Source organism: Pseudomonas sp. BLCC-B112 (genome assembly GCF_028550695.1).
Taxonomy (GTDB): domain Bacteria; phylum Pseudomonadota; class Gammaproteobacteria; order Pseudomonadales; family Pseudomonadaceae; genus Aquipseudomonas; species Aquipseudomonas danubii.
In genome coordinates, this window is sequence record NZ_JAQQGK010000003.1 from 35,527 (window position 1) to 47,874 (window position 12,348).

Genomic DNA, 12,348 nt, shown 5'->3' on the forward strand with positions numbered 1-12,348 from the left:
TCACCCGGTGAGGTGTTGCAGATGGCAACGCACTTGCTGCGTCGCATCGCCCAGCAACTGTTGCGGCTGTTCGCAGCCCGGGCCGCGCCGACTGCAGCGGTCGAAGAAGAAGCAGCCGGCGGGCAGCTTGCGGTTGCCCGGCAGTTCGGTGGGGGCCGAGACCTGGCTGTCCGCCAGGGGCGCGCCCAGGCGTGGCACCGCATCCAGCAGCAGTTGGGTGTAGGGATGGCGCGGTCGCTCCAGCACTTGCTCGGCGCTGCCCAGTTCGACGATCTGTCCCAGGTACATCACCGCCACCCGGTCGGCCATGTGCCGCACCACCGAAACGTTGTGGGATATCAGCACAAAGGTCAGGCCGCGGCTGCGTTGCAGGTCTGCCAGCAGGTTGAGGATCTGCGCCTGCACCGAGATGTCCAGGGCCGAGGTCGGTTCGTCGAGGACGATGATGGCCGGGTTCGACGCCAGGGCCCGGGCAATGGCGATGCGCTGGCGCTGGCCGCCGGAAAACTGGTGCGGGTAGCGCTCCAGGTATTCGCCGCGAATGCCCACCTGTTGCGCCACCTTGGCGGCGATCTCGCGCATCTGTGCGGCCGGGGTGGTGCCCAGGGCGAACAGCGGCTCGGTGATGATCTTCCAGATCGGCAGGCGCGGGTCGAGGGACGATTGCGGGTCCTGGAACACGATCTGCACGTGGCTGTGGCGCTCGCGGTCGCTGGCGTAGGCCCAGCGCAGATCGCCGCTGCTGGGCTGGACCAGGCCCATAAGCAGCTGCGCCAGGGTGCTTTTGCCGCAGCCGGACTCGCCGACGATGCCCAGGGTTTCCCCGGGGCGCAGTTCCAGGTCGATGCCGTTCAGCGCGTGGGCGAAGGCCCGGGGCCGGCCCAGCCAGTCATTGCTCAGGGGGAAACGCACTTGCACGTCGTTGAGCCGCAGCAGCGGCGCGTTACCGGTTTGCGAGGCGGTGGTAGTCATTGGGCGGACTCCGGGGCGGCCAGCCAGCAGGCGCTCTTGCGCTGCTCGCAGGCGTTGATCGAATGCAGCGGTGGCCGTTGGGCACACACCGCCATGGCCTGCGGGCAGCGCTCGCGAAAGGTGCAGCCAGCGGGCAGGTGGGCGAGGTTCGGCACCTGCCCGGGAATGGTCAGCAGTGGCGCGCCGGGGGCCACCTGTTCCGGCAGGCCGCTGAGCAGGCCGCGGGTGTAGGGATGCTGCGGATCGAGCATGACCTGGGCGGTGCTGCCTTGCTCCACCACGGCGCCGGTGTACATCACATAGACCCGGTCGCAGAACTGCGAGACCACCGCCATGTCGTGGGTGATCAACAGGATCGCGGTGCCCCGTTGCCGGGCCTTCTCGCGCAGCAACAGCAGCACCTGGCGCTGCACCGTGACGTCCAGGGCGGTGGTCGGCTCGTCGGCAATCAGCAGTTGCGGATCGCAGGAAAATGCCAGGGCGATCATCACCCGCTGGCGCATGCCGCCGGACAGCTCGAAGGGGTAGGCCTGTAGCACCTGCTCGGGGTCGGCGATGTGCATGTCCCGCAGCAGGGCGATGGCCTTGGCCCGGGCCTCGTCCTGGCTCAGGCGCTGGTGATGGATGATCACGTCGAGCATCTGCCGGCCGATGCGCCGGGTCGGGTTGAGGGCGGTCATCGGCTCCTGGAAGATCATCGCCGCGTCGCGGCCACGGATCTGCAGCAGCTGTTTTTCCGGGGTGGTGAGCATGTCGCGGCCCAGCAGCGACAGGCTGCCGGAGGTGATGCGGTAGCTGCGTTCGGGCAGCAGGCGCAGGCTGAGCATGGCGGTCACCGACTTGCCCGAGCCGGACTCGCCGACCACGCCGACGATTTCCCCCGGGTTGACGTGCAGCGACACGCCGTTGAGGGCCTGTACGTTGCTGCGGTAGGCGGGGAATTCCAGGCTCAGGTTGTCGATGTTGAGAACGGCGGATGAGCTCATGGTCATTTCCCCTGTTGCCGTGGGTCGAGCAGGTCACGGATGCCGTCACCCAGCAGGTTGAAGCCGGTGGCGGTGAACAGGATCGCCAGCCCGGGAAAGGTCGAGTACCACCAGTTGTCGAGGATGAAGTTGCGCCCGGTGGCCACCATCGCCCCCCATTCGGCGGTGGGCTGTTGCGCCCCCAGGCCGATGAAGCCCAGGGCCGAGGCCATGAGGATGGCGCTGCCGATGTCCAGGCTCAGTTGCACCAGCAATGGCGGCATGGCGTTGCGCCCCACGTGCCAGCTGACGATATGCCAGCGCCCGGCGCCGTAGGTCTGGGCCGCCTTGACGTAGCCCATCTGGCGGATGCTCAGGGCCTGGCCCCGGGCCAGGCGCACGTAGAACGGAATGCGCACCAGGGTGATCGCCAGCATGGCGTTGAACAGGCTCGGGCCCAGGGCGGCGGCCAGGGCCATGATCAGCACCAGCGATGGCACCGAGAGCATGATGTCCATCAGGCGCATGATCAGGCTGTCGAAGCGCCCGCCGATGATTCCCGACAGGCAGCCCAGCAGGCCCCCGGCCAGGCACGAAGCGAAGGCCACAAACAGGCCCACGCCCACCGACTGGCGGCTGCCGTGGAGCACCCGGCTGAACAGGTCGCGGCCGACTTCGTCGGTGCCGAACCAATGGGCGGCGCTGGGTGCGGCCAGGCGTTGGGCCAGGTTCAGGGCATTGGGGTCATGGCTCGACAGCCAGGGGGCGAAGGCCATGCACAACAGCACCAGCAGGGTCATGCACAGCCCGGCGATGGTCAGCGGGCTTTGCCGCACGCGGTAGCCCAGGTAGGCCAGGCGCGCACGCCAGCCGCTGGCTTGGGCCGCAGGGACTGGCAGGGGAACGATCAAGGGAGCGGACATCTCAATTTACCTCGCCAATGCGCGGGTCGATCACCCGGTACAACAGGTCGATCGCCATGTTCAGCAGCACATAAATGAACGACACCAGGATGGCGAAGCCCATCACCGCCGGGAAATCCAGGGCCTGGATCGACTTCACCACATAGGCGCCCATGCCCGGCCAGGCGAACACCGTCTCGGTCAGCACCGCGCCGTACAGCAGATCGCCCAGGGTCAGGCCGAGCACCGTCACCGAGGGGATCAGCGCGTTGGGCAGGGCGTGGCGCAGGATCACCGCCCAGCGCGACAGGCCGTAGGCCCGGGTGGTGCGGATGTAGTCCTCGCCGAGTTGGTCGAGCATCGCCGAGCGGATCTGCCGCGCCACCACCCCGAGGTTGACGAAGCCCAGGGTCACCGCCGGCAGGATCAGGTGCTGCAGGGCATTGAGGAACAGCGGAATATCCCCGGCCAGCAGCGAGTCGATCAGGTAGAAGCCGCTGATGGTTGGCGGCGGCTCCAGGCCTTCGTCCAGGCGGCCGCTGCCGGGCAGCCAGCCCAGGTTGCCGTAGAACAGCAGGATCAGCCCCAAGCCCAGCCAGAACGCCGGGGTGGAAATCCCGGTGACCGCCAGGGTGCGAGCGATCTGGTCGATAAAGCGGTTGTGATAGACCGCCGACAACACCCCCAGCGGCACGCCCACCAGCACCGACAGCAGCAGCGCTGCCAGAGCCAGCTCCAGGGTGGCCGGGAAGAAGGTCTGCAGGTCCTCCAGCACCGGGCGGCTGGTGCGGATCGAGGTGCCCAGGTCGCCGTGCAGCAGGTCGAGCATGTAGCGCCCATATTGCTGGTACAGCGGCAGGTCCAGGCCCAGCTGGTGGCGGATGTTCTGCACGATGGCATCGCTGGCCCGGTCGCCGGCGATCAGCCGCGCCGGGTCACCGGGAATCAGGTGCGAGATGGTGAAGGTAATCAGCGAAACCCCGATCACGACCAGCAACAGGCCGAGCAGGCGTTTGCGCAACATATTCAGGAAGGCCATGAGGCAACCTCGTTAACGCTTGACGAACGGCAGGGGCAATAACGGCCCCGCAGCGGGGACACGGCAACCCGGCGCCGGCCCGGTTCAGGGGCCGGCGACGGGGATCGCAGGGCCGGTCCTACTTGCTGATTTCGGCGATGTTGAACACCTGTTCCAGCATCGGATGGAACACGTAGCCCTTCACCGAATCGCGCATCGGCAGGCTGTAGTTCTTCTGGTACAGGTAGGCGTAGACGTTGTCCTTGAGGACGATCTTCTGCGCCTTCTGGTACAGCTCGATGCGCTGTGCGGTGTCGTTGGTGGCCGCCGCTTCACGGATCAGGCTGTCGACTTCGGGGTTGCTGTAGAACGAGCGGTTGCCCGGCAAGCCCTGCAGGCTGGAGTCGAACCAGAAGTTCATGAACATGTAGGGATCGGCGAAGTCCGGGCTCCAGGAGCCGATGGCCACGTCGTAGTCACCCTTGCCGACCCGTTCACGCATGGTGGCGTTGGCCAGTTTTTCCATCTTCAGGTTGATGCCCAGCGGCGCCAGGCCCGCTTGCAGGGTCAGGCCGATGGACTCCCAGTTGGCGTCCTTGTCCGAGTACAGGTAGGTCAGGTTGCTGATCTTCTGCGGCACCTTGGCCAGGCTGGCCTTGGCGCCGTCGAGGTTCTGCTGCATCAGCGGCAGGCTCGGGTCGTGGGCCCACATGCCGTCGGGGATCGGCCCGTTCATCAGCTTGGCCTGGCCCTTGAGGATGCCGTCGACGATGCCTTTGTAGTCGATGGCCTGGACCAGTGCCTGGCGCGCTTCGACGTTGTTCAGGGGCGCGCGCTGGTTGTTCAGGTAGAGGTAGTTGACCCGCAGCGAGGGGAAGGTCTGGATCACCACCCCGGACTTGCCGGCCAGGGTGCCGAGCTGGTCTTCGGGCATGTCCTCGATGATGTCCAGGTCGCCGCGTTCCAGTTGCAGGCGGCGCACCGAGGCCTCGCTGATGATCTTGATCACCACCTTGTTCAGGCTCGGCTTGGGCCCGGCGTAATAGCTGTTGGGCTCCAGCGTCAGCGACTGGCCCTTCTGCCAGTTGCTCAGGCGGAAGGCCCCGGAGCCGGCGGTGTGGGTCGAGAGGTAGGCGTTGACGTCCTCGCCCTTGTTGGCCACGTCCGGGTTGATGATGCCGCCACCGTTGTGGGCCAGGGTGTAGAGGAAGGGCGCGTAGGGTTTCTTCAGGGTGAAGCGCACGGTCAGCGGGTCGACCACGGCCACGCTCATGTCATCCGGGAAGGCCCCGGATGGGCCTTGCTTGAGCTGCATCAGCCGGTCAAAGGAGAACTTCACTGCGGCGGCGTCCACCGGCTTGCCGTCGTCGAACTTGTTGCCGGGCTTGAGTTTGAAGTCCCAGGTCAGGTTGTCGGCCGAAGTGCTCCAGCTCTCGGCCAGGTCGCCCTGGACTTCGGTGCTGCCCTTGCCGTTCTCGACCTTGTAGGTCACCAGCTTCTGGTAGGCCGGGTAGGTCACGGCCCAGTCGTTGTTGTCGATGGTCACGGCCGGGTCGAGGGTCTGCGGGTCGGCGGCCTTGCCGATCATCAGGGTGTCCTTGGGCGCGGCGGCGCTGGCCGCCTGCCACGTGCCCAGGCTCAGGGCGGCGCACAGCAGCGACAGGGCGACACGGGTGGACAGACGCACATCAGGGTTATTGCGCAGATTGGGGGGCATGCCGGTTTCCTTGATCATTCGATGTTGGGAAGTTCGTCAGGTTTTTTATAAAAGCTATAACCGGGCAGTTGGAACTGAAGCGGTGTTGCAGTACGACCGGCTTGGGGCAGTGAGCTGCCTGTTGTTGTGGCCGGCTGGGGAACGGGAGATCAGTGTTCGAAGGGCTGGTCGTGCTCCTGGATCAGGGGGAAGTCTTCGGCGTTGGGCAACTCGTAGTGCCACCACTCGGTGGGGATCGCCTCGAAGCCGGCGCTGAGCATGATCCCCAGCAGCATCAGGCGATTGCGCTGCACCTGGGGCGGCAGGTCGCTGTAGAACTGGTGCGACTTGGGCTCCATGGCATCGAAGGCGGTGCCCATGTCCAGCGGTTGGCCGCTTTCATCCACCAGGGTCAGGTCCACGGCCACGCCCCGGGTGTGGTGCGAGCCCAGGCGCGGATCGCGCACGTAGTCCGGGTTGGGCAGGGCCTGCCACAGCAGCTGCTGGGCGTAGGCCGGGCGATAGGCGTCGTAGATGCGCAGGCCCAGGCCGGCCATGCGCGCCAGCTGGCTGGCCTTGTACAGGCAGGCCGCGGCGTCCTTGTGCAGCAGGCAGCGGGCGTTGCGGTAGATCACCTGGCCGGCCAGGTTGTCGGCGCTGGCGTAGACCAGGTCGATTTCCAGTTGGTGGCGCTGGGCGTCGATTTCGACAAGGGGGCTGTTGTTCACTCACTCACTCCATCTTGGGGCACGCTTGAAGGTCAGGATTCGAACTGGCCGAAGGCTTCCTGCAACGCTCGGTTCTTCGCCAGGCGCTCATCCAGGCGCTCGCCATAGCCCTCGGCCACCGCGGACACCATCAGGTTGAACAGGCAGGTCAGCGGGGCCAGGGAATCCCAGAACTGGCCGACATCGGTTTTCAGTTGCAGCAGGTCCAGCGGGTAGTCCCGGGCCCAGGGGCATTGCAGGTCGGTGACCAGGGCCAGGGGCAGGGCGTTGGCGTTGGCTACTTCACAGAAGGTCTGGGTGACGGCGGAGTAGGCGCGAAAATCGGAAATGATCGCGTAGGGCTTGGCGAAGCCCGAGTTCAGGGTTTCCGCATAGATGCCCGAGAGGCCATCGACGTAGTAGACCTTGGGCCGGATGTATTCCAGGTGGCTGTGGAAGGCGTTGAGGATGCCCCGGGTCGACTGGATGCCGATGATGAACACCGCGTCGGCCTCGACGATCTGCCGCACGATGTCGGCGAACACCTGGCTGCGGGCCAGGCCGTAGACGTGCTGGATGGCCTCGATCTCGCGGTGCATCGAGCGCTCCAGGGCGTCGTCCTGATGGGCTTCGCTGCGAAACGCGCCGAGCCGGTCGGTGATCAGCCAGGAGGCCGGGGCATCGCCGCGCAGGCCTTGCTTGACGTCATCCAGGTTGCGGTAGCCCAGGGAGCGCAGGAAGCGCCCCACGGAAATGCCCGTGGTGCCGGCTTGCTGGGCGATGCTGTCGGCGGTTTCGAAAGGCAACTGCTGGAGGTTGGCCAGCAGGTAGGTGGCGATGCGCTTGCCGGTGGGCGTCAGGCTTGCAAACTGCTGTTCCAGGGTGATTTGGAAACTGTTCTTGTCCATGACCATCTCGCCAGGCGTTCGCGGAAAATGTTATTGAGGTTTCATTTTTGTAATTCGTGTTAGAAACATAACATCGGCTTTCGCGACAAAACAAGGCTTTTGTCCGACGGGGTCGTTTTCGGCAGAAAGTGACGCTGCTGGTTATCTTCAGTGGGCCGCAGGGGCTGCGTTCAACCAGTGCCCGAGGTCACGGATGGCTGTTTCCACACAGGTGCTACGGCCGCTCCAGGTGCAGGCCAGCATCAGGTTGCGCGGCAGGTTGAAATCTTCCACCGCAAAGCCCTGGGCATCGCGGCCCTGGGCGTCGTGGGGTACTTGCTGGCGCAGGGTCGCGGGGCCGCTGAAGTAGGCCCACACCGGCTTGCCCAGGGCGATGGCCGCGCCCACTTCGAAGGCGGTGCCGGAATCCGGCTCCAGGCCGCGAAAGTCGTTGAGGTTGGCCAGCAGGGCGTCGCAGTCGCGGATCATGGCCAGGTTCTGCTGGCAGATCCACTGCGCGGTGGCTTCTGGCGAGAGCTTCTGCGGGGCCTGGTTATCCAGGGGGAACAGACCGTGCAGGCCCTGGGCGCTGCACAGTTGCTTGAGGTATTGGCCATGGGCCTGGGCGTCGGCGCGAAACACATCGAAACCGGCGAGGTAGATACGTGGGCTCATGGGGCAGCTTCCTTGCGACCTGTAGATGGCTCGGCTTATTCGCCGCGATAGATGCAGCCGCTGGTGCAGGTTTCGTGGATGCGAATCGCCGAAAGCTCCGGCAGCAGCGGCTTGAGTTCGTTCCAGATCCACTTGGCCAGGACTTCGCTGGTGGGGTTTTCCAGGCCGGGGATGTCGTTCAGGTAGTTGTGGTCCAGGCGCTCGTAGAGCGGCTTGAAGATGGCCTTGATTTCCGAGAAGTCGCGAATCCAGCCGGTGTGCGCGTCGACCTCGCCGCTGAGGTGGATCGCCACCTTGAACGAGTGGCCATGCAGGCGGCCGCACTTGTGGCCCTCGGGCACGAAAGGCAGGCGATGGGCGGATTCGAAGGTAAATTCTTTGAAGATTTCCACAGTGTCGGTCAGCTCTGTCAGGTGGCGTCGCCCGGGGGGCGAGTTGAGGCAGGCGGCGAGTTTATCAGCTTGGCTCCCGGGCTGCGGAAAAACCCTGACTAAAGGGTCAGTGCGCGGCCTGGGGCAGCCTCACAGGCTTTGCAGGCGTTCGCCCAGGCGGTTCTGCGCTGCCAGTTCGAGGAATTCATCGCCCAGGCGCCGGCTTTCGTCCATGGCGCTGCGCCAGTATTTCTGCCGGCCGGCGTCATCGCCCATGAAGCGCTTGAAGTCGTTGCGGTCCGGCAGCTTGCCGTAGGGCAGGCGCGCCAGGTATTCCTTCGACGGCGCCAGCAGCAGGACGTCGCGCAGGCGCTCCGGGCTGGCCCGGCGCCAGGGCAGGGTCTTGTCGAACCAGCCGGGGATCACCCGGTCGGTGAAGTGCGGGTAGAGCACGATGTCGCTGCCGCTGTAGGGCAGGTCCAGGTGGTAGTCCAGCAGGCCGCCGTCGCGGAAGGTGCCGGCACCGGCGCCGGGCAGTTCGCGCACGCCCTGCATGACCATGGGGATCGAGCCCGAGGCCAGCAGCGCCTGGCGCAGGTTGCTGCGATCCAGGGGCACGAAGCGCGAAGGGAAGTCTTCCAGGGCGTGCAGCGGCGGAGCCAGGCGCGGGTCATGCAGCACCAGGCGTTCGAAGTGCCGCGACAGGCGCGCACGGCCGCGCAGGTTGTCGGCGATCACCGAAGACAGGCCCAGGCCGAGGCGCCCGCGGTGATCGTCTGCCAGCAGGCCGTGGCTTTTGACCACCATGATGTTCAGTCGGTAGTGAGGGTTGTCGAGGATCGACGCGTCGCGGCCATCGAGCAGCTCATCGAGCATGCGCTGGGAGCTTTGGCTGATCTGCGCCATGGTCACGCCCTTGGCGAAACTCTGGGCGTTGTACAGCTGACCGAGGCGGCGGATGCCTTCGGCGGCGTCCGGCAGGCAGGCACTGGCAAAGCGCCAGGAACCCACCGAGGCGCCAATCAGCGAACGCTCACGGGGCACCGCCGGCAGCCATTCACCGAACAGCGCCAGGTCCAGGCCCTGAATGCCCAGGGCCTTGGGGCCGCCGGCAGCGCCCGGCAAGGTGCCGACTTCGCCGGCGTGCAGGCCTTGGCGGCGGATGCGGGCCAGGGCGCGGGGGCCGGCCTTGAGGGTCAGGGCGGGAAACTTGATATGGATGGCGGTCATACCGGGCTCACTCTTGAATCAGCCGCCGAGTATAGAGAACCCGGGCGCTTCGGGCCGAGTGAAACTTGTGTCAGGGCCATGATGGCGATTCAGTTTCAATTAAGTTGCCTTGGGTATCGTCGGCGCCATCGGCCTTTGGCCACTGACCTTGGAGACCTGTCATGAAAACCCTGACCGCGCTGTTCAGCGCCAGCCTCATCGCTCTGACCACCAGCTTGGCCGCCAGCCTGGCCCATGCCCGCGACCTGGGCCCCGACGAAGCCCTGCGGCTGCGCGACGCTGGTACCATTGTGTCCTTTGAAAAACTCAATGCCACGGCCCTGTCCCGGCATCCTGGGGCGAGCATCAGTGAAACCGAGCTGGAAGAGGAGTACGGCAAGTACATCTACCAGGTTGAACTGCGTGACCCGCAAGGGCTGGAGTGGGACCTGGAGCTGGACGCCGTGACCGGCCAGGTACTCAAGGATCATCAGGACACTTAATGAACTCGACGATGCGCGCCGGCAGCCGGGTGGCCCTGGCGCTGTTGCTATTCTGCTCCCTGGCCGTGGCCCGTGACCTGGACCAGGACGAGGCCCTGCGCCTGCGCCAGCGGGGGGTGATCCTGCCCCTGGAGCAACTCCTGCAGCAAGCCATGGACCGCTATCCCGGCGCCAAGTTGCTGGAAGCCGAACTGGAAGAAAAACATGATGTGTACATTTATGAGGTTGAGCTGTTGACCGTGGACGGCGTGGTCCGCGAGCTGGACCTGGATGCCGCCACTGGGCGCCTGTTGAAAGATGAGGAAGACGACTGATGCGCCTGCTTGTGGTGGAAGATCACGTATCCCTGGCCGATGAACTGCTGGAGGGCCTGAAACTCCAGGGCTACGCGGTGGACTGGCTGGCCGACGGCCGCGATGCCCTGTATCAGGGCGCCAGTGAACCCTATGACCTGATCATTCTCGACCTTGGCCTGCCCGGGGTCCCGGGTCTTGAGGTGCTGCGTCAATGGCGCGCCGGTGGCCTGGCGACCCCGGTGCTGATCCTCACCGCCCGCGGCTCCTGGGCCGAGCGCATTGAGGGCCTGAAGGCCGGCGCCGACGATTACCTGAGCAAGCCTTTTCACCCCGAGGAGTTGCACTTGCGGGTGCAGGCGCTGTTGCGTCGCTCCCACGGCCAGGCCAATCAGCAGACCTTGCAGGCCGCCGGGCTGCACCTGGATGAAGGTCGCCAATGCGTGGTCCGTGATGGCCAGGACGTGTTGCTGACCGCCGCGGAATTTCGCCTGTTGCGCTATTTCATGCTGCACCCGCAGCAGATCCTGTCCAAAAGCCATCTGGCCGAGCACCTGTACGACGGTGAAACCGAACGCGACTCCAATGTCCTTGAAGTCCACGTCAATCACCTGCGGCGCAAGTTGGGGCGCAGCGTGATCGAAACCCGCCGCGGCCAGGGCTACCTGTTCGGCGGGAGTGATTCGTGAGGTCGATCCAGCGGCGCCTGAGTCTGGGCCTGATCACGGTGATGCTGGTGGTCGGCCTGGTGTTGGCGCAGACCAGCCTCTGGCTGTTTGAGGTGGGCCTGCAGCGTTACCTGGAGGCGGGACTTCAGGAAGACAGCGAAAGCCTGCTGCTGGCGCTGGTCCGGGGCCCGCAAGGTTTGCAACTGGACGAGCGTCGGCTGTCGCCTGCCTATCAGCGGCCCTTTTCCGGGCATTACTTCCGTATCGATTTCGCTGATGTGCATTGGCGTTCCCGTTCCCTGTGGGATCAGGAGCTGCCGCAGCTGCAGCGCGCCGGCCTGCAAAGCGACCTGCAACTGGGGCCGGAAGGCCAGCAACTGCTGGTGCTGCGCAGCGACTACAAGCGCCTCGGGCAATCGATCTCCATCAGCGTGGCCCAGGATTACACCCCGGTGCGCGAGAGCTTCCAGCGCATGCGTCAGGTCGGTCTTGGCCTGGGGCTGGCCGGGTTGCTGCTGATTCTGCTGCTGCAGCGGATTACCGTGCGCCGGGCCTTGCGTCCCCTGGAGACCGCACGGGAGCAGATCGCCCAGTTGCAGCAGGGCCAGCGCTCGCAGTTGGACGCCCAGGTGCCGGTTGAACTGGAGCCGCTGGTGGCGCAGATCAACCATTTGCTGGCCCACACCGAAGACAGCCTGAACCGCTCGCGCAATGCCCTGGGCAACCTTGGCCACGCCTTGAAAACCCCTCTGGCGGTACTCCTGAGTCTGGCTTCGGGGCCCAAGCTCGAGGGCCACCCCGAGGTACGCAGGGTGCTGCTGGAGCAATTGCAGCAAGTGCAGCAACGCCTCAATCGCGAACTCAACCGCGCGCGGCTGGCGGGGGATGCACTGCCCGGGGTGCTGTTTGAATGCGATGCCGAACTGCCGGGTTTGCTGGCGACCTTGAACATGATCCATGGCGAGCACCTGGACTTGAGTTACCAGGCCCCCCCGGGGCTGCGCCTGCCCTGGGACCGGGAAGACCTGCTGGAGCTGCTGGGCAATCTGCTGGACAACGCCTGCAAATGGGCCGATGCCCAGGTGCGCCTGAGCGTCGAGGAGCGGCCGCAGGGCTTTTGCCTGCGGGTGGAGGACGACGGCCCGGGCATTCCCGAAGCACGGCGTAACGAGGTGTTCAGTCGCGGCGCACGGCTGGATGAACAAACCGATGGCCACGGGCTGGGCTTGGGCATCGTGCGCGACATAGTCGACGCCTGCGGCGGCACGCTGAGCCTGGGGGACAGCGAGTGGGGCGGCTTGCGGGTGGAGGTCGAGCTGCCCAAGCGCTGAACGCGCCGGGCGCTAGGTTCGGCGCCCGTGACGGCTGTCGATCAACCGTCGAACCTTGGCGCCCTCTGTAGCCGCTGCCGAGCAACAGCGAGGCTGCGACAAGGCCCGAAGGGCCTTTGGCGTCCTCAAGGGCGGTGCCCTCTTGGGGGCT

The 12,348-nt window shown here is 65.6% G+C and carries 14 protein-coding genes; 4 read left to right on the plus strand and 10 right to left on the minus strand.

Going from position 1 to position 12,348, the window contains the following annotated elements; genetic code table 11:
* The 10 genes from PQT43_RS09100 to PQT43_RS09145 form a co-directional block, all read right to left on the minus strand.
* Positions 1 to 972, minus strand: a complete 972-nt coding sequence (locus tag PQT43_RS09100; protein WP_267268625.1) for an oligopeptide/dipeptide ABC transporter ATP-binding protein — start codon at positions 970 to 972, stop codon at positions 1 to 3.
* Positions 969 to 1,964, minus strand: a complete 996-nt coding sequence (locus PQT43_RS09105; RefSeq protein ID WP_253126937.1) for an ABC transporter ATP-binding protein — start codon at positions 1,962 to 1,964, stop codon at positions 969 to 971. The genes PQT43_RS09100 and PQT43_RS09105 overlap by 4 nt, the downstream gene beginning before the upstream one ends.
* On the minus strand, positions 1,961 to 2,860 hold the full coding sequence (gene ddpC, locus PQT43_RS09110; RefSeq protein ID WP_102881856.1) for a D,D-dipeptide ABC transporter permease: 900 nt from the start codon (positions 2,858 to 2,860) through the stop codon (positions 1,961 to 1,963). Before ddpC ends, PQT43_RS09105 begins: the two co-directional genes overlap by 4 nt.
* 1 nt (position 2,861) lies before the next feature.
* Positions 2,862 to 3,878, minus strand: a complete 1,017-nt coding sequence (locus PQT43_RS09115) for an ABC transporter permease (RefSeq protein WP_267268623.1) — start codon at positions 3,876 to 3,878, stop codon at positions 2,862 to 2,864.
* Positions 3,879 to 3,996: 118 nt separating this feature from the next.
* Positions 3,997 to 5,574, minus strand: coding sequence for an ABC transporter substrate-binding protein (locus PQT43_RS09120; RefSeq protein WP_272753749.1), 1,578 nt, complete (start codon positions 5,572 to 5,574; stop codon positions 3,997 to 3,999).
* 149 nt (positions 5,575 to 5,723) lie between these two features.
* The gene (gene ddpX, locus PQT43_RS09125) at positions 5,724 to 6,281 is read right to left on the minus strand and encodes a D-alanyl-D-alanine dipeptidase (RefSeq protein ID WP_102881853.1); all 558 of its coding nucleotides are present in this window, start codon (positions 6,279 to 6,281) and stop codon (positions 5,724 to 5,726) included.
* Between the two features lie 32 nt (positions 6,282 to 6,313).
* Positions 6,314 to 7,174, minus strand: a complete 861-nt coding sequence (locus tag PQT43_RS09130) for a MurR/RpiR family transcriptional regulator (protein ID WP_102864625.1) — start codon at positions 7,172 to 7,174, stop codon at positions 6,314 to 6,316.
* A 141-nt stretch (positions 7,175 to 7,315) separates the two neighbouring features.
* Complete coding sequence (locus PQT43_RS09135) at positions 7,316 to 7,822, minus strand: nucleoside 2-deoxyribosyltransferase (RefSeq protein WP_123394637.1); 507 nt, start codon at positions 7,820 to 7,822, stop codon at positions 7,316 to 7,318.
* A 35-nt stretch (positions 7,823 to 7,857) separates the two neighbouring features.
* Positions 7,858 to 8,214 carry a 6-carboxytetrahydropterin synthase QueD gene (gene queD / locus PQT43_RS09140; RefSeq protein WP_011062303.1) on the minus strand — a complete coding sequence of 119 codons (357 nt, stop codon included), beginning with the start codon at positions 8,212 to 8,214 and terminating at the stop codon, positions 7,858 to 7,860.
* A 129-nt stretch (positions 8,215 to 8,343) separates the two neighbouring features.
* Positions 8,344 to 9,423, minus strand: coding sequence for a patatin-like phospholipase family protein (locus PQT43_RS09145; protein ID WP_110596167.1), 1,080 nt, complete (start codon positions 9,421 to 9,423; stop codon positions 8,344 to 8,346).
* A 161-nt stretch (positions 9,424 to 9,584) separates the two neighbouring features.
* On the opposite strand from PQT43_RS09145, the gene PQT43_RS09150 reads away from it, so the two are divergent.
* The 4 genes from PQT43_RS09150 to PQT43_RS09165 are packed head-to-tail and all read left to right on the plus strand — an operon-like array spanning position 9,585 to position 12,197.
* Entirely contained in the window at positions 9,585 to 9,905 is a 321-nt protein-coding gene (locus tag PQT43_RS09150) for a PepSY domain-containing protein (protein ID WP_102864628.1), read from the plus strand.
* Positions 9,905 to 10,219, plus strand: a complete 315-nt coding sequence (locus tag PQT43_RS09155) for a PepSY domain-containing protein (RefSeq protein WP_253126923.1) — start codon at positions 9,905 to 9,907, stop codon at positions 10,217 to 10,219. Before PQT43_RS09150 ends, PQT43_RS09155 begins: the two co-directional genes overlap by 1 nt.
* A complete protein-coding gene (locus PQT43_RS09160) occupies positions 10,219 to 10,887 on the plus strand; it encodes a response regulator transcription factor (protein ID WP_102864630.1) in 669 nt (222 codons plus the stop codon). The genes PQT43_RS09155 and PQT43_RS09160 overlap by 1 nt, the downstream gene beginning before the upstream one ends.
* A complete protein-coding gene (locus PQT43_RS09165) occupies positions 10,884 to 12,197 on the plus strand; it encodes a sensor histidine kinase (RefSeq protein WP_110596166.1) in 1,314 nt (437 codons plus the stop codon). The genes PQT43_RS09160 and PQT43_RS09165 overlap by 4 nt, the downstream gene beginning before the upstream one ends.
* Positions 12,198 to 12,348: the final 151 nt, after the last annotated feature.

Excerpts from the sequence above, each read along its gene's own strand:
- PQT43_RS09160 (WP_102864630.1), top strand. The coding sequence starts at position 10,219 with ATGCGCCTGCTTGTGGTGGAAGATCACGTATCCCTGGCCGATGAACTG.
- PQT43_RS09150 (WP_102864628.1), top strand. The coding sequence starts at position 9,585 with ATGAAAACCCTGACCGCGCTGTTCAGCGCCAGCCTCATCGCTCTGACC.
- PQT43_RS09105 (WP_253126937.1), bottom strand. The coding sequence starts at position 1,964 with ATGACCATGAGCTCATCCGCCGTTCTCAACATCGACAACCTGAGCCTG.
- PQT43_RS09145 (WP_110596167.1), bottom strand. The coding sequence starts at position 9,423 with ATGACCGCCATCCATATCAAGTTTCCCGCCCTGACCCTCAAGGCCGGC.
- PQT43_RS09155 (WP_253126923.1), top strand. The coding sequence starts at position 9,905 with ATGAACTCGACGATGCGCGCCGGCAGCCGGGTGGCCCTGGCGCTGTTG.
- PQT43_RS09130 (WP_102864625.1), bottom strand. The coding sequence starts at position 7,174 with ATGGTCATGGACAAGAACAGTTTCCAAATCACCCTGGAACAGCAGTTT.
- PQT43_RS09135 (WP_123394637.1), bottom strand. The coding sequence starts at position 7,822 with ATGAGCCCACGTATCTACCTCGCCGGTTTCGATGTGTTTCGCGCCGAC.
- PQT43_RS09115 (WP_267268623.1), bottom strand. The coding sequence starts at position 3,878 with ATGGCCTTCCTGAATATGTTGCGCAAACGCCTGCTCGGCCTGTTGCTG.
- PQT43_RS09120 (WP_272753749.1), bottom strand. The coding sequence starts at position 5,574 with ATGCCCCCCAATCTGCGCAATAACCCTGATGTGCGTCTGTCCACCCGT.
- ddpC (WP_102881856.1), bottom strand. The coding sequence starts at position 2,860 with ATGTCCGCTCCCTTGATCGTTCCCCTGCCAGTCCCTGCGGCCCAAGCC.
- PQT43_RS09100 (WP_267268625.1), bottom strand. The coding sequence starts at position 972 with ATGACTACCACCGCCTCGCAAACCGGTAACGCGCCGCTGCTGCGGCTC.